Consider the following 16,365-nt stretch of genomic DNA (forward strand, 5'->3'; position numbering starts at 1 on the left):
TTTATAAAATGTCGACGATTATGACCAGTGCTAATAATAACTGCAGCAAAGCCTGAATATTGACTGCTAAGTCTAAATCTGTTGTAGTGACCCTTGCATCTTTTGTATTGTAAATATAGATTTTTTGTCGGTTTGATTGAGTCAAATCAAATTGCTGTATTAACTCTTGTGATACTGCTTCACTTTGATCAGAATCTCCGATTGTAATTCGTAATACTAGTGCAATCGCAAGTTGTAATCCTGCTTGCAGAGAAATTCCTGCTTGCGTATCCGTAGTATTAATCTCGATATTACAGGACTCTTTTACCCAAATTAGCTCCGCTGACTCTTGTTCCATAAATGCAAATTCATCACCGTTTTGTGAATCTGTTGCATCATTGTTATAAAAAAAGTTGTTTTCAAATCTTGATTCGTTTCTTGACCCATTCCTACACCACTCGCCACAATTATTACCACTGCTTCTGCGACGTTCTTTGGAATCTACATAAAACTGTTGCTTGCTGTTATCACTATAATCTCTTGACCGTCTGTAAACTCCCATCTTGACACTCCTTTCTTCTGGTTATAAGATAATTTATGGTTTTTAAAACTAGAAGATTGTATAGTTGTACTAGTAATCTTATAAATAAAGAAAACACCTACGTGTAGGTGTTTTCATACTATTTATTCTTCATTTTGATTTGCATTTCTCTTTTTGAATTGATCAACTTGGTCTTTTAAATCTTCTACCATTTCTTTTAGCATATGCTTCTGCTCATCAGTCAAATTCTTCTTTAATTCATCTGGCTTAATGCCATTTTTTCTGAATATACTATCGACCATAAGATCAACTACTTTTTCCGGTATTTGCTGCTTCGGTGCATCACTCATTCACTTCACCCTCTTCCATTTAATATATTTTATACTATGGAAGTTAACTAGAAATTGACTATGCTGTTGTCTATGATGTGTGCGTACTACATCAGGAAAGTTATATTTAGGCAGTATGAAATTGTGAACGGAAAGCTATTTACCGATTTGTGGTGAGACTAAAAGATATATTTATTAAGCATTCTACTGCATACTTGCCAACAGTTTTTACGCATGTAAAGGCATATTTTATCAATGTAAGCAATATAAGTGAAAATATCTTTTTTCTTCAAGGCTGCATCAAAATTGTGATGAAGGTATTTCATGTATTGAGGAAAATGGGAGAAAAGCTCTGAACCAGATGAAATCACTTGGATAAACGATATCATAAGCTAAATGTTCTGGAATATAAACCTGAAAAAAAAAGATACGAACCCGTTTACATTCAAACTGATATTAAAATTACATAAATATTTACAATGACCTGTAAATACCGGAAGAAGCCAAGAGAAAATAGCAAACGAGAGATTTAATAGACAAAAAACCTTAGGTATTGAGCTCTCTAATTCCCGAAAATAAAACACTATGTTAGTAATTTAAAACCTCTTCCATTTCTTTAACTTGACACTTAAGATTGATAAAAGTGAGGGTTAAAGTTTGAAGTATATTAAATGAGTTTTAACCCTCTTATCAAATAAAATAACTTACAATAGTTCACAATTTAATTCGTCTGCTAATTCCAAATCCCATTCGTCCATTATTCTGTTGAAAACACTAGGTGTCATACTCTCAGGTCTCTCTTCTACTGAATCAATAAGCACTTTCAATCTATTTAATTCATTTATTACATCATCCCCTGATTGGATTAATCTCTTTCCTGGACAAGAGTTTTTTCTAAACGAGTTCCCTTCCTTACTATTTAGGAGATGAAATGAACGAAATAAGAAGTCCTCAGTATAGCGAAATACCGACTGCATTGATAATAGTACCTCTTTTTCACCTTCTGACAAGTCATTGTTACTAAGTAATAACCTTAGTGATTGTAGACTATTAGATGTATCTGAGGAAAGTACAAATATAATATTTTGAATTTTAATATCATTGGTTAACAATGGCTCTAAACTACTCTTAAATTCATTGGTTGACATTGCCTCTAAACTATTTTTAAATTCAAAGAAATTGTTTACTAAATTAACCTCAAGGCGATCTTTAAGTTCCTTATATTGGCTATTTTCAGATTTTAGATCCCAACTTGTAACTACCCATGCTAATATAGCTATGATACAAAAAGAAACGATAAACGGTTTTGCCTTTTCCAATTATTAGACCTCGATTCTAACTATTCTACTTCATAATCTAATTTAACTCTTTTGAATGCATCTGCTACTTTTTCATCTCCATATTTTTCAATTACATCAAACTTGATTTCATAATGAATTTGCCTTGTGCCTGCAATTCTCTCATGGTCGTGATCTGTAGGAATTTGAACCCGAAGGTCTAGGCTAAGTTTATCGTCTACATTTTTAAAAGAAATATTTTCGAGAAGGACCCCGTATCCACGAATTGTATCGCCATCCCAAACTTGTTCCTGCCCCTCCACCGAGTTAAATTGAGTCTACAGACAACCTCCTTCCACTGATAAAATCCCCCATTCAGGAAAAACTTAGCATAATTATTAGAATATTACAATACAGTTACAAAAATTTCGAAAGAACAGAACTATTGAACTAAGACTTTTTCACTTTAATTGTTTTTTTAGACGCTCCCCCTTAGCCACTATTCACGATTACAGATGTAGAAGGGAATTTTTATGGAAAATAAATTACCTTGTATTTATAAACATGAATAAGTATCCAAGTTACCCGATAGCACCACAAACAATCTATGATCACATGCTGGATAATTTAAAGCAGATGGAATATCCAAGTAACTTAGCCTCCATTCAATGAAACACACACATGCTTCATTTTGTATTGAAGCAGAAATAAATTTAATGAGTTGATGACAAAAGTTCGCGCTCAAACACCGTTTGAAATTGAATGTGGACAAATACGTTTTATCTTTGGATTTCAGAAGAGGGTGGCAAAGAGCCCAAAAAAGTGATAAAATAATTTCTTGCAAGATAAAAAGAGAATACCGACTACCAACCATTTATATCTTGCAAATATGAATGAACAGGTGGTAATGAAATGGAAAGCAATCAAAATTATCAGGTTTTATTGTACTATAACTATGTTCACATTGAAGATCCAGAAAGCTTCGCTGCTGAACACCTCAAGTTTTGTAAAGACCTTGAGTTAAAAGGCCGTATCTTAGTAGCAGAGGAAGGCATCAATGGTACCGTTTCTGGAACAATTGAACAAACGAATAAATACATGGAAGCAATGCATCATGATTCACGTTTTGCAAACATGGTATTTAAAGTTGATGCACACGATGGACATGCGTTTAAAAAGATGCATGTACGTCCACGTAACGAATTAGTTACACTTCGTTTAGAAGATGATATTAATCCACTTGAAACAACAGGAAAATATTTAAGTCCAAAAGAGTTTAAAGAAGCTTTATTGGATGAAGATACGGTTGTATTAGATGCACGTAATGACTATGAATTCGATCTTGGCCATTTTCGTGGCGCGATTCGTCCAGACATTAAAACATTCCGCGATCTTCCAGAATGGGTACGTGAAAATAAAGAGCTATTAGATGGCAAAAAAGTTTTAACGTACTGTACAGGTGGTATTCGCTGTGAGAAATTCTCTGGCTGGCTTGTAGAGGAAGGCTTTGAAGATGTTGGTCAATTACACGGCGGAATTGTTACCTATGGGAAAGATCCAGAAGTACAAGGCGATCTATGGGACGGACAATTGTACGTATTTGACGAGCGTATCTCTGTACCTGTAAATCGAAAAGAACACGTTGTAGTCGGCGTAGATTATTTCGATGGTGAGCCATGCGAGCGCTATGTAAACTGTGCGAACCCTGAATGTAACAAACAAATCCTTAGTTCTGAAGAAAATGAGCATAAATATTTACGCGGATGCACACATACTTGCCGTGTAACACCACGTAACTTGTACGTGAAAGAGCATAACCTATCTCAAGAAGAAGTGGAAGAACGCTTAGCACTTCTTGGTGAAAGCTTTAAGCAAGAAGCGTAATCAATATAATATAAAAGGCTGCTGCACGAAACACATTCGTGCAGCAGCCTTTTTTAAAATCCGCTTCCATTTCAAACATGGACTATTTTTCAAACCTTACATAGACTTCTTCTCCGTCCATCCTCATAGATACACCATAATAGCCTAACGCTAACACATCCTGCTGTTTTGCAATATCATCCATACGGACCTCAATCCACTCTTCCAATTGCAGTTCGGTCTCACTTGATGCTAAATCCTTCCTAAATACATAGCGAAGCTTGCCATTGTATTTGTCTTTAAGAACAGCAATTTTCATACCTAAAGAAAATTTATCCTTTAAGCTGGGAAAATTAAAAGGAGCAACCGTTGATAATAGATAGCGATAGCGATTTCGGTCAACATTACGCAGTAACAGCTTGCCCATATATGTCTGCAGCCCATTTCCTCGAAACCTAGGATCGACGTTTGAGATTTCGGAATATAAAATGCGATGGAATTCTGTTTGTTTTAACCCGATATCCGCACCTAATCCCTCATCATCATTTTCAGGGGCAAGCATCGCACGAAATGCTATTAGGTTATTCTCTACAAAAATACCGATCATCATTTGCTTATCCTCTAGAATATTCGTAAATTCCTCCGTGGTAAGTGGCTCTAGCACATCGGGGTGCGGGAGAGCGTTTACGACTTTCTTTTGTAATTCCAGGATTCTCGCCAAATCTCCAATCCGTAAATATCTGGCATAAAAAATTTGTCCATTACGAAGTGCTCCTGTTTCTATTCGTTCACTCATCGACTAACCCTTTCTGAATGTATGGTTAAATCGTTTAATATTGCTTCGTCTATATCAATTCCAAGTCCTGGTTTTTCATTTAATTGGATAAACGGTACATCGTACTTCAAATTACCGACATCTTTTGCAAATTTTAAAGGACCTGTTAATTCAACACTCGTTATTATTTTTTTCGAAAAAGCTACATGAAATCCAGCTGCTGATCCAACGGAGGACTCGACCATTGAACCAACCTGACATGTTATTCCTGCCATTTCAGCTATATGTGCCAGCTTATTTGCCGGGTAGATACCGCCACATTTCATGAGTTTAATGTTCACTTTATCTGCGGCACGCTTTGCGATAATGTCTCGCATATCTTTCATACCTTGCAAGCCTTCATCAATCATCATTGGAATGGTTGATTTCGCTTTTACTTCAGCCATTGCATCAAGATCATCACCAAGCACTGGCTGCTCCAGCCAATCGATGGACAAATCCTTTAGTTTTTCCAATGCTTGTAATGTTTGAGCACTTGTTTGCCATCCTTGATTCACATCAACACGAAGTGCGATATCTTCTCCTACACGTTCACGAATGCTGCGAATCCGCTTAACATCGTCTACAATATTTGTTCCAACTTTGATTTTAAAGGAACGGTATCCTTGTTCAACTCGTTCAGCAGCTTCTTCTGCCATCTCCTCTGGCGCGCCGATACTAAGAACATGTGTGATTGGGAATTTCTTATGATATCTTCCGCCTAGCAGCGTATAAACAGGGACACCGAGTGATTTGCCAGCAGCATCGTAACAAGCAATATCAATCGCAGCCTTTGCTGTCGGTACCCCTTTAACCAGTCTGTCCATCTTATCGTGGAGTCGTTCTATATGTAATGGATTCTCTCCCATCATGGCTGGAGCTAATTTCGTCCGCAGAAGCGCATATGTGCTATCCCATGTTTCTCCAGTGATATGCTCATCAAACACGCTTTCTCCGTAGCCAATGATTCCAGTATCTGTTGTCAGCTTCACAATAATAGAGGGCATGGAATCATATCTTTCATAGCTAATAATAAATGGCTGAATAAGCGGAAGCTGAATTGCAAATATTTCAATTTCCGTGATTTTCATTGTATACTTCCTTTCCATTTTATGAGTTAATTGACTAGTCATCATCCACTTGCTATCCTTCTTAATAAAGGGAGGGGTTTCATATGTCTGTTTACAATTATAAAGCAAAAACAATCCAAGGTGATGAGAAATCGCTTGCTGATTATAATGGTAAGGTATTACTAATCGTGAATACTGCAAGCGAGTGTGGCTTCACGCCTCAATTCCAAGAGCTACAAGAGCTATATGAAAAATACAATACAAAAGGATTTGAAGTTCTCGGCTTCCCCTGCAATCAATTTGGTGAACAGGATCCTGGTTCGGATACAGAAATCGTCCAATTTTGCAAAAAGAACTATGGTGTTACATTCCCAATGTTTAGCAAGGTCGATGTAAAAGGGGAAAACGCTCATCCGCTATTCTCTTATCTTACTTCAGAAAAGAAAGGGCTCTTAACGGAACAAATCAAATGGAACTTCACCAAATTCCTCATCGATAAAAACGGACAGGTCGTTGAACGGTTTGCTCCACAGAAAAAACCAGCAACGCTTGAAAAACAGATTGAAGCATTGCTTTGAGAATTTGAGTACTTCAAAAACCCTATAGCGATAGGAAAACTCCCCCCACAATTATGTTGGAAGGAGTTTTTCATCTTCTATAGTACTTTATCTAAAAAGTCTTTCGCACGGCTCGTCTTCGGTTCTGTGAAGAATTCCTTCGGGTCCCCTTCTTCCATCAAAACACCGCCATCCAGAAACAAAACTTTATCTGCTACTTCTTTTGCAAAATTCATCTCATGTGTAACAATAACCATTGTCATCCCAGTTGTAGCCAAATCCTTCATAACATCAAGCACTTCTTTTACCATTTCCGGGTCTAGTGCAGATGTCGGTTCATCAAACAGCATAATTTCTGGTTCCATCGCAAGTGCTCTAGCAATTGCAACACGCTGCTTTTGCCCACCTGACAAACGATTTGGATAAGCATCTTCCTTATCCGTTAAACCAACTTTTGCAATTAACTCTTTGCCTAATCTATTTGCTTCTTGCTTTGAGAGGTTTTTTACCTTTTGCGGTGCATACGTCACATTTTCCAAAACCGTCATATGCGGAAACAAATGAAAATGCTGAAATACCATTCCGATATTTTTACGGATTTTTAATTTATCCACTTTTCCTGCTGTAATATTTATGTCGTTTATATGAATCTCACCTGATGTCGGTTGTTCTAAAAGATTCAGACATCGCAGAAACGTAGATTTACCCGAACCAGATGGTCCAATAACCGCAACAACTTCGCCATGCTTAATCGTTGTTGAAATACCTTTAAGAACTTCATTCTTTCCAAATGTTTTAGATAAATTCGATGTATTAATCACTCTGTCTCATCCTCCGTTCTACAAGTCCACCAATTTTCGTGAGAATGAATACCATTACCCAATAAATTAGCCCAGCAAATAAAAGCGGCTCAAAATTACGATAAATATCTGCACCGACAATTTGTGCCCGGCGCATTAAATCTAAATAACCAATAGTAGATACGATAGCTGATTCCTTTGTTAATGTAATAAACTCATTCATCAATGCAGGAAGGATATTTTTAAAAGCCTGCGGCAGGATGATATTCAGCATCATGGATTTATAAGGTACTCCAAGTGCTTCTGCTGCTTCAGTTTGTCCTTTATCAACTGCCATAATTCCGGCGCGAATAATTTCAGATACATATGCCGCCGAGTTCAATCCAAATGCAAGCACTGCTGACACAAATGCCGTAATATCTAATCCAGTTAGCTGCGGTACCGCGAAATAAATAATCATTAATTGCAAAATAAGCGGCGTCCCTCTAAAAATAGACGTATATGCATCTGCTATCCATTTTAATAATGGTACCTTTGTAATTTTACATATTGCTAATAATGTACCTAGAATGAATCCTACAATAATCGATATACTTACAAACTTTAATGTTGCCACTATTCCTTCCAATATAAAAGGAATATAAGGCACGATTTGGTTGAAGTCCAAATTCATGCCTATCACCTCAATTCCCTACTATTCTGATTCTGTTAACCATTTTTCTTGTAATGCTTCAATTTTACCATTGGACTGAAGCTCTTCCAACACACCGTTGACATCTTCCACCAATTCGCTTTCTTTCGGGAATGCAATTGCCATTCCTGGAGATACGGTTGTTGGATCATCAAAACCAACAAAACCTTGAGATTCAATGTAACCTGTAGCTACTTCTTTATCCATATACATTACATCAAGACGATTGGAATTCATTTCTTGTACTAAAATACCTGCATTATCTACTTTTTTCACTTCAAATCCATACTCTTTACTTAACTCGTCAGCACCTTCTTCTTGAATGGTTCCAAGCTGAACTCCAACGATTTTCCCTTCTAAATCTTCTAAGCTTTCTACTGGTGCATCTTCTTTCGTAACAAACATTTCTCCTGAGCGATTATATTCGATTGAAAAATCCACATTTTTCCTGCGATCCTCTGTCGCACTCATTCCTGCCATAACCATATCCACACGTCCAGCTTGCAGCGCTCCAACCAAGCCATCAAAATTCATATCTTCAATCTTTAGTTCATACCCTAATTCATCCGCAATTAATTGTGCCAATTCAATATCGAATCCAATAAAATTACCTTCTGTATCATAGGACTCAAACGGTGGGAAGTCAGCTGATGTTGCCATGGTAAGTACTTCCTTATTTCCTGCTTCATCTGACTCCGCATTATTTTCATTACCAGTCCCAGTTTCACTTGTTCCACATGCCGCAAGCAATGCAATGATTGCAGCTGCCATCAATAATTTAACCAATGAAAATTTCATGTGATTAGCCCCTTTGTCCAATTATGTTTTTTATTATTTCGTTTTTTTAAATTCATCTTGTATTGCTTTAAATAATTTACTATCTGTTAATACATCATAGCCAGTCTTTGCTAATGATAACGCGCCATCATGAAGTGCTTGATGTCCCTCTTCTGTAATGGTAGTATCAGCAAATTCCTTTGTATGCGGAACGAGCGTTGCTTCATTCATACCGATATAAGGGTGGATCGCTGGTACAACTTGGCTTACATTCCCCATATCAATTGAACCGTACGTTGCCTTCGGCGGAAGAACAGCTTGATTACTCGTTTCCTTCAGATTTTTCGTATATACATCGGATAAAACTTGATTCGTAATCATGTTATCATAGCTTAATTCATAGTTCGTTATTTCGAGTAATGCACCAGTCATACTCGCTGCGCCCTCTGCGATATGTTTTACCTTTTCAACAACTTCATTCAAATAGTCACGACTTTTTGCTCGGACATAAAACTGTGCTGTTGCTTTATCCGGAACAACATTTGCCGCCTGGCCACCTTCAGAGATAATTCCATGGATGCGAACATCTGAAGTGACATGCTGACGAAGTGCATTAATACCATTAAATAACTGAATCACACTATCTAGTGCATTAATCCCTTGCTCCGGAGAAGCAGCTGCATGGGACGGTTTTCCAAAATAACTAAATTGGATGGCATCCATCGCCAGCGATTCTCCACTCTCATGAGATGTCCCACCAGGATGAACAATCATTGCTACATCGATGTCATCAAATATTCCTTGTTCACTCATCGGTACTTTAGCCCCATTTGTTTCTTCTGCTGGGGTGCCTAGTACAATAACACTACCACCAACCACATGTAAAAGTTTACTAAGTGCTACTGCTGCACCGGTACTCATTGTTCCTATTAAATTATGACCACAGCCATGACCGACGCCTGGTAATGCATCATATTCTGCTAAATATGCAATTTTAGGACCTGGTTTACCACTATTAAATTCTGCTTTAAATGCTGTCGCTCTTCCTACGATATTTGTTTCAATTTCAAATTGATGTTCTTTCAAAAATGCAACTAGCTTTTGCATCGACTGATATTCTTGATCTCCAAGCTCTGGATTTTCATATAAAGAATCACTAATATTCAATAGTTGTTGTTTAATTTTTCCTATTTCTTCTATCAACTGCTGCTTCATTATTTCCTCCATAAGATGTATATTTATTAGTTTGTATGTATATTTATAGCACAAATCTACTAGATTGCCAATAGGTAATCGCAAAAAATAATACAGTCAATGTTTTCGGATTAATCCATTAATTTAAATACCGCGGCTTTAAATCTTTTACTATTAAATTCTACGCTCCTAAGCAGATCGCTTTCACCTCTCTGGTCTGCAGCAGATAAAATAAAAACGAGCACCGCTTTACGCAATGCTCGATTCAAAATATTTATTAATATGCTTTTGCCCAAATGACTAATTCTTTCGCTTCTTTGCCACAGCACACACATGTATCTGCAACCTTTTCCTGTTCGAATGGGATACAGCGCGATGTTGCTGTTGTATCTTCTTTGATTTTTTCTTCACACTTCATGTCGCCACACCACATTGCTTTGATGAATCCGCCTTTTTCATCTAATGTTTGCTTGAAGTTATTCATATCTGTTGCAATGGTAGTCATTTCATTACGATGCGCTAATGCTTTGTTATACAGATTTTGTTGCACTTCTTCCAATAATGCTGGTAAACGTTCTTCCAAGTCACTTAATGGAACAAATTCTTTCTCCCCAGTATCACGGCGTGCAAGAACAACTTGATCTTTTTCAATATCTTTTGGTCCCATTTCAATACGAACTGGGATACCTTTCATTTCATATTCATTGAACTTCCAGCCTGGCATTTTATCGCTACCATCAATATCGACACGAACAATGTCTTTTAACTGATCACGTAATGCATATGCTTTATCCAATACACCTTCCTTATGCTGTGCGATTGGAACAATCATTGCTTGTGTTGGTGCAATACGTGGTGGTACGACTAAACCACGATTGTCCCCATGCACCATAATTAAGGCACCCATGATTCGTGTGGAAAGTCCCCAAGATGTTTGGTGAACAAATTGGCTTTCTCCATTTTCGTCCAGGTACGTAATATCAAATGCTTCTGCAAACCCAGAACCGAAATGATGAGAAGTTCCAGATTGTAGCGCCTTACCATCATGCATTAAACTTTCAATCGTCAATGTATATTTTGCACCTGCAAATTTTTCTTTATCTGTTTTACGTCCTTTAAGAACCGGAATTGCTAAATATTCTTCAACAAGAGATGCATAAACCTCAAGCATTTGGTTTGTCTCTTGAGATGCCTCTTCATCTGTGGCATGTGCAGTATGACCTTCCTGCCAATGGAATTCAGAAGAACGCAAGAACGGACGAGTTGTCTTTTCCCAGCGCACAACATTTCCCCATTGATTATAAAGCTTTGGCAGGTCGCGATAGGAATGAATATTTTTTGAATAATAGTCACAGAAAAGCACTTCTGATGTCGGACGGACAGCAATTCGCTCTGCTAATTCATCGTCTCCACCATGTGTTACCCAAGCAACTTCTGGTGCAAATCCTTCGACATGATCTTTTTCCTTTTGCAATAGGCTTTCAGGAATGAATAAGGGAAAAGCAACATTCGAATGTCCTGTTTCCTTAAACATACGATCCAATTCATCCTTAATATTTTCCCAGATTGCATAGCCATATGGCTTAATAATCATCGTTCCACGTACTTGCCCATAATCAACTAATTCTGCTTGTTTTACGACATCGGTATACCATTGCGCGAAGTCGTCTTCCATTGCAGTTACTTTCTCAACAAACTGCTTATTTTTTTTACCCATACGTAACACCTCATTATGATAAATATTTACTTTACTAAATAGGCTTCAAAAAGGTGGATGAAAAAGACTGAGGTCGGCTAAGATCGCAACGTCCTTTTGCAACGCCGATACTAGCATATCCTGTGCGTCGAAATTCGAGCATAGCTCCTCGTATCGTACTTCCACAGCCTGGAAGTGGTGACTTCGACGTTCGACACAGGACATGTCAGTTTTTAGTCGAAGGTCTTCTATTCTCGATGCGTCATTTTCAGCAGACTTTTTGAACAGCCTCTTAAATACAAAAAATCCTCCATCCGAAAAAGGGACCGAGGCTTGGTGGTACCACCCTTGTTTGCACGGGGACTCCCCCTTTGCACACTTCACTTGATAACGGTTATAAACCGCGCACATCTTCTAGTCTTTGCCTTTCTGATGGCGAACTCTGAGGCAGGTTCCAATTGCGTCTTACGGAAATTCACACCATCCATTTCCTCTCTTGGAAAGACAAGCCAATTGTACTAATCCTCATCAACGTTTCATGTATTTCATATTTAATATATAGGTATGAAATTATAAAGTCAAGGTTTACTGGTAATCAACTTCTCATAGAGAGAAAACATGTCCTCTCCATTTGCTACAACGTCCATTAACGTATAGCCTGCTTGTTGATAAAATTTGTTCAAAGCTGGATTATCAGCCACACAGTCTAAACGAATCCTACCTTTTTCCAATCGGATATTTTGATCGATCCAATCGAGTAACTTCCTGCCAATTTGTTGCTTGCGAAACGCTTGTGACACTGCTAGTCGATGAATGTAAAAACTATGCTCCTGACATTTTCCCCACAGCTCCATATCCCATTCATTTTGTACATTTGACAGATTCAGGGTTGCAGCCAATTCCTTTTTACGCTCAACGATATAGGTTGTACCAACTAAAATTCCTTGTTTAATCTCGGCAGTTTCTCCGCCATTCCGCAAATATTCCCATTGGGATATACCTTTCCCTTCTAACCAACGAGCGGAATCTTGCAATAGTTGAATAACCGCCTCTGCATCTTCATTCGTTGCTTTCCTTACTTTATACTCTCCAAATGTGTTTTCTCGAAATAGCTCCTGCATCTGATTCCCCCTCCTATCCAACGAACTATACCACTTTTGCACCTAATGTATTGATAAAATGCCCCAAAGCCCAATCATGTCCTTCCTGATTAAAGCTTGCCACCGCATCCTGATGAATAACAATGTTAAACCCTTTGTTATATGCATCAACCGCTGTATGCAAGACACAAATATCCGTGCATACACCCACAATATGGATTTCTCCAATGCCGCGCTCACGAAGCTTTATTTCCAGATCAGTTCCAGCAAATGCACTATAACGCGTCTTATCCATATAATAAACATTTACGTTATTTTTGCTTTTTTCATATACATCTGCAAGCCTTCCGTATAGATTGCGTCCTGGAGTCTCAGCAATATTATGGGCTGGGAAAAGAGTAGTTTCCGGATGCAACCTGTCCCCTTCATGATGGATATCAATTGCAAAAACAACATAATCATCTGCTTGGATAAACTCCTCTGTCAATGCCACTATCTTCTCTTCAATAGCTTGTCCGGGTTCACCTGCTGTAAGTGCGCCATCTGCTGCAACAAAATCATTTGTATAATCGACATTAATCAATGCACGTTTTACCATGTTTTATTCCCCTTTTCATGTTAATGTTTCGATTTTAATTGGGTGTGCTTCTCCAAATTTACGCGATGCAGCATGAAAAGTTGGCCCTACAATATCTGTATAGGAAAAACCATGCTCTATCGCTGTTGTAACAAAGCTTTTTGCCAAACCAACTGCTTCTGCTACGGCTTGTCCTTTTGTTAAATTCGCTGTAATCGCTGCGGAATACGTGCATCCTGCTCCGCTTGTATTTACCGTATCAATTCGTGGTGCTGTAAAGGTCGTTAATGCAGTTCCATTAAACAGCACATCAACTGCTGGCCCTTCCAGTCTTCCACCCTTTACGAGGACACTTTTTGCCCCTAGCTTGTGTAAGTCAATTGCAGCTTGCTTTAAATCCTCAACTGTATTTAATTCTCTTCCACCTAAAAGAATGGAAGCCTCGGGCACATTCGGTGTGATAATCGTTGCCATCGGTATTAATTGATGAACCAATTCCTCAATCGCGTCGTCTTTTAATAATTTGGAGTTCATTTTCCCAATCATAACCGGGTCCACAACGACTGTCTGAATTTCTTCTTTTCGAATCAGCCGTGCAACAACCTCGATTACCTCTTTTGAAAATAACATTCCAGTTTTAACGCCATCTGCACCAACCTGGTTTATCGCTGTCGAAAACTGCGCTTCAATCGCTTCAACGGATTGGAGATGGACATTTTTATTCGTTTCTGGGTGACGCCCAACTATCGCTGTTATAATGCTCATTCCATATACGTCTAATTCTTCAAATGTTTTTAAATCGGCCTGAATCCCAGCACTACCTCCTGCTGCAGAACCGGCAATTGTCATTACTCTTACTGGATAGTTCATAATTCTTCATTGCTCCTAACTACGATAATAAAAAATCCGGCACAAAAAGGTTTTACTATATTTTCTGCTTAAAACAACACTAAAATAAAAAACCAAATAATCATAACAATTTGAATGACAACTTTCGCAACTGATCCCCCTAAAAATCCGAGAAGTGAACCAATAGATGCACGGAACGCTTCTTTTGCTGTTCGCCTTTGCACCATTTCAATAAGAAATACTGTAATAAAAGGAACGTAAATAATCCCGAATGGCGGTGTAATAAATGACCCAACAATTACTGCGATTGCGGCACCGCGTTCTCCAGATTTACTGCCACCGAATTTTTTTACAAAATAACTATTTGCAATGATATCCGCTACAATTAGTAGCACGGTAAAGACAATCATAACAATCCAGAAAATCAAATTCAGCTCTTCACTATTCAACACAAAGTGATACAGTAAAAAACCACCCCATAGCACAAGTACAGATGGTACAATCGGAAAAATAATTCCTGCAAAGCTTAGGATAAATAAACCTGCAATAACAATCCAAATTAGAATGTCTAACATGATTTCCTCCATTTATTAATTCATTTAGGAGACATTTTTACGAATCATACTCGATAGCTTTGTCTCTTCTTTTCTCATAATACGTTTATAATTCTCCATATGTTTCATAATACTCAAGACAGAAAGTAAAATAACAATCCATGTTGGTTCGATTCCAAAAAACAGAAAGGTCGTGATCAGGAATGATAGATACATACAAAGAACACCAATTACGAGGTAGTCGGTTGCAAATGTAAAGATAAGTAATATTGCTATCCCGATAAGTGCTATTTTCCAATCAATTGCGATAAGTGCACCTACCAGTGAGGCAGTCCCTTTCCCACCACTGAACTTCATCGTAATTGGATAATTATGCCCAATAATCACAAAAAATACGGTCGTATAGATTAATAGATATTTCCAATCCCCTGTAATTCCATTCTCCGTTATGATGAATAGTACGAGTAAAATAGCTAATGTAGCTTTAAATATGTCGATAAGTGCTACCAGAATACCATATTTCCATCCTAATATTATGGTCGTATTTGAAGCACCAGCATTTTTCACACCACTGTTTTTGATGTCTACGTTTTTAATTTTCCCAACTAACTGAGACCCGTGAAGGCACCCAAACAAGTAGCCAATAATTCCGGCAATCAAAAAATACATATGCATTCCCCTTTCATTCCAGCTGAAGGATGTCACTTAATTTCACTAAAAATGTTATAAAAGCACCTTTATTATATCAAAATAATCTTTATAATCGCAGTTTTGTTTAAATCCTTTTGTTATTAGAATTCATGTTATTGGTTTGAGGGTTGAGTTATGATAAAGTGGAACTTCATCAGTGGAGGTTTTCCTTCTCCACGGAATAATAGCATCACACAAGAGATCTGCAGAACCTTGAACAGTATTTATGGATTGTTTAGGCTTTTTGATTCCCTCACATATAAAAGTGGAAGTATTACAGTCCCGTTAATACGTGTTAAAATAAACTATTCATTCTGCCTTACAGTGAGTACTGGCATTGTGTTAAAAATGCCGATACTCGAAAGGAAGTTTTATAAAAATGAAACGATGGAACGCAACAATTGTATCATGGATTATAATCATACTTTTTCTAGTTCTTCTATTTTATGTTTATAACGAGTGGAGTGGTGAGCATCGTTTATATATTGATGATGATGCGCCCCTTCCAGACGGATTACATCCAATCGTTGAGGAAAATCAGAATGAACTTATTGAAATCGCTGCATCCGTTGGGATTGATGTCATCATTACCCAAGGATTCCGTTCATTTGAGCAACAGGATTCTCTTTATGAACAAGGCAGAACAAAGCCTGGCGATATTATAACAAATGCACAAGGCGGGCAATCCTATCACAATTATGGGCTTGCAATTGATTATGCACTACGGAATCAAAATGGTGAAATTATCTGGGACATTCACTATGATGGGAATAACAATGGTCATTCCGATTGGTTTGAGGTTGCTGATATTGCAAAAGAGCTGGGGTTTGATTGGGGTGGTGATTGGAGTAATTTTAAAGATTACCCACACCTGCAAATGACGTTCGGGTTAAGTCTTAGCGAATTACAGAGAGGCTACCGACCTCCAGAAGACAATTTATCTGATGAGTAACCCGTAACCCGTCTGAATTACTATTATTATTTGATATGGTTGTGATAATTTTTTG

The 16,365-nt window shown here is 37.8% G+C and carries 19 protein-coding genes and 1 other annotated feature; of the genes, 3 read left to right on the forward strand and 16 right to left on the reverse strand.

The genetic code is table 11. The features are described 5' to 3' along the window. Position 1: 1 nt before the first annotated feature. From D1B32_RS14610 to D1B32_RS14625, 4 genes are all read right to left on the reverse strand, one after another. Positions 2-541, reverse strand: a complete 540-nt coding sequence (locus tag D1B32_RS14610; RefSeq protein ID WP_095311782.1) for a spore coat protein — start codon at positions 539-541, stop codon at positions 2-4. A gap of 122 nt (positions 542-663) precedes the next feature. Continuing rightward, complete coding sequence (locus D1B32_RS14615) at positions 664-870, reverse strand: spore coat protein (protein WP_095311780.1); 207 nt, start codon at positions 868-870, stop codon at positions 664-666. A gap of 683 nt (positions 871-1,553) precedes the next feature. Next, the gene (locus tag D1B32_RS14620; protein WP_118889745.1) at positions 1,554-2,168 is read right to left on the reverse strand and encodes a hypothetical protein; all 615 of its coding nucleotides are present in this window, start codon (positions 2,166-2,168) and stop codon (positions 1,554-1,556) included. A 20-nt stretch (positions 2,169-2,188) separates the two neighbouring features. Then, a complete protein-coding gene (locus D1B32_RS14625; protein WP_118889746.1) occupies positions 2,189-2,449 on the reverse strand; it encodes a hypothetical protein in 261 nt (86 codons plus the stop codon). Between the two features lie 589 nt (positions 2,450-3,038). Here D1B32_RS14625 and trhO point away from each other — a divergent pair. Then, on the forward strand, positions 3,039-4,010 hold the full coding sequence (gene trhO / locus D1B32_RS14630; protein ID WP_118889747.1) for an oxygen-dependent tRNA uridine(34) hydroxylase TrhO: 972 nt from the start codon (positions 3,039-3,041) through the stop codon (positions 4,008-4,010). Positions 4,011-4,092: 82 nt separating this feature from the next. Here the strand turns inward: trhO and D1B32_RS14635 are convergent, their stop codons facing one another. Both D1B32_RS14635 and D1B32_RS14640 read right to left on the reverse strand, forming a co-directional pair. Continuing rightward, a complete protein-coding gene (locus tag D1B32_RS14635) occupies positions 4,093-4,785 on the reverse strand; it encodes a hypothetical protein (protein WP_118889748.1) in 693 nt (230 codons plus the stop codon). Further along, positions 4,782-5,894 (reverse strand): mandelate racemase/muconate lactonizing enzyme family protein, encoded by a 1,113-nt coding sequence (locus D1B32_RS14640; protein ID WP_118889749.1) that lies wholly within the window; start codon positions 5,892-5,894, stop codon positions 4,782-4,784. The genes D1B32_RS14635 and D1B32_RS14640 overlap by 4 nt, the downstream gene beginning before the upstream one ends. A gap of 83 nt (positions 5,895-5,977) precedes the next feature. On the opposite strand from D1B32_RS14640, the gene D1B32_RS14645 reads away from it, so the two are divergent. Beyond that, on the forward strand, positions 5,978-6,451 hold the full coding sequence (locus D1B32_RS14645) for a glutathione peroxidase (protein WP_118889750.1): 474 nt from the start codon (positions 5,978-5,980) through the stop codon (positions 6,449-6,451). 77 nt (positions 6,452-6,528) lie between these two features. Here the strand turns inward: D1B32_RS14645 and D1B32_RS14650 are convergent, their stop codons facing one another. The 10 genes from D1B32_RS14650 to D1B32_RS14700 form a co-directional block, all read right to left on the reverse strand. Beyond that, on the reverse strand, positions 6,529-7,251 hold the full coding sequence (locus tag D1B32_RS14650) for an amino acid ABC transporter ATP-binding protein (protein WP_118889751.1): 723 nt from the start codon (positions 7,249-7,251) through the stop codon (positions 6,529-6,531). Beyond that, positions 7,244-7,903 (reverse strand): amino acid ABC transporter permease, encoded by a 660-nt coding sequence (locus tag D1B32_RS14655; RefSeq protein WP_095311766.1) that lies wholly within the window; start codon positions 7,901-7,903, stop codon positions 7,244-7,246. The genes D1B32_RS14650 and D1B32_RS14655 overlap by 8 nt, the downstream gene beginning before the upstream one ends. A 21-nt stretch (positions 7,904-7,924) precedes the next feature. Beyond that, entirely contained in the window at positions 7,925-8,719 is a 795-nt protein-coding gene (locus D1B32_RS14660; RefSeq protein ID WP_118889752.1) for an ABC transporter substrate-binding protein, read from the reverse strand. A gap of 33 nt (positions 8,720-8,752) precedes the next feature. Next, positions 8,753-9,913, reverse strand: a complete 1,161-nt coding sequence (locus D1B32_RS14665; protein ID WP_118889753.1) for a M20 family metallopeptidase — start codon at positions 9,911-9,913, stop codon at positions 8,753-8,755. Between the two features lie 256 nt (positions 9,914-10,169). After that, positions 10,170-11,609 (reverse strand): proline--tRNA ligase, encoded by a 1,440-nt coding sequence (gene proS / locus D1B32_RS14670; RefSeq protein WP_118889754.1) that lies wholly within the window; start codon positions 11,607-11,609, stop codon positions 10,170-10,172. 297 nt (positions 11,610-11,906) lie between these two features. After that, positions 11,907-12,129: a binding site (T-box leader), on the reverse strand. 37 nt (positions 12,130-12,166) lie between these two features. Further along, positions 12,167-12,709 (reverse strand): GNAT family N-acetyltransferase, encoded by a 543-nt coding sequence (locus D1B32_RS14680; protein ID WP_095311759.1) that lies wholly within the window; start codon positions 12,707-12,709, stop codon positions 12,167-12,169. A 25-nt stretch (positions 12,710-12,734) separates the two neighbouring features. Continuing rightward, positions 12,735-13,286, reverse strand: coding sequence for a cysteine hydrolase family protein (locus tag D1B32_RS14685; protein WP_095311758.1), 552 nt, complete (start codon positions 13,284-13,286; stop codon positions 12,735-12,737). A gap of 15 nt (positions 13,287-13,301) precedes the next feature. Beyond that, the gene (thiD, locus tag D1B32_RS14690; RefSeq protein WP_095311756.1) at positions 13,302-14,135 is read right to left on the reverse strand and encodes a bifunctional hydroxymethylpyrimidine kinase/phosphomethylpyrimidine kinase; all 834 of its coding nucleotides are present in this window, start codon (positions 14,133-14,135) and stop codon (positions 13,302-13,304) included. Positions 14,136-14,203: 68 nt separating this feature from the next. After that, positions 14,204-14,689 carry a DUF456 domain-containing protein gene (locus D1B32_RS14695; protein WP_095311755.1) on the reverse strand — a complete coding sequence of 162 codons (486 nt, stop codon included), beginning with the start codon at positions 14,687-14,689 and terminating at the stop codon, positions 14,204-14,206. Positions 14,690-14,713: 24 nt separating this feature from the next. Further along, the gene (locus tag D1B32_RS14700; RefSeq protein WP_095311753.1) at positions 14,714-15,337 is read right to left on the reverse strand and encodes a glycerol-3-phosphate acyltransferase; all 624 of its coding nucleotides are present in this window, start codon (positions 15,335-15,337) and stop codon (positions 14,714-14,716) included. A 400-nt stretch (positions 15,338-15,737) separates the two neighbouring features. On the opposite strand from D1B32_RS14700, the gene D1B32_RS14705 reads away from it, so the two are divergent. Next, positions 15,738-16,310 carry a M15 family metallopeptidase gene (locus D1B32_RS14705; protein ID WP_095311751.1) on the forward strand — a complete coding sequence of 191 codons (573 nt, stop codon included), beginning with the start codon at positions 15,738-15,740 and terminating at the stop codon, positions 16,308-16,310. Positions 16,311-16,365: the final 55 nt, after the last annotated feature.

The sequence above is a fragment of the Oceanobacillus profundus genome, assembly GCF_003515705.1.
GTDB classification, from domain to species: domain Bacteria; phylum Bacillota; class Bacilli; order Bacillales; family Amphibacillaceae; genus Oceanobacillus; species Oceanobacillus profundus.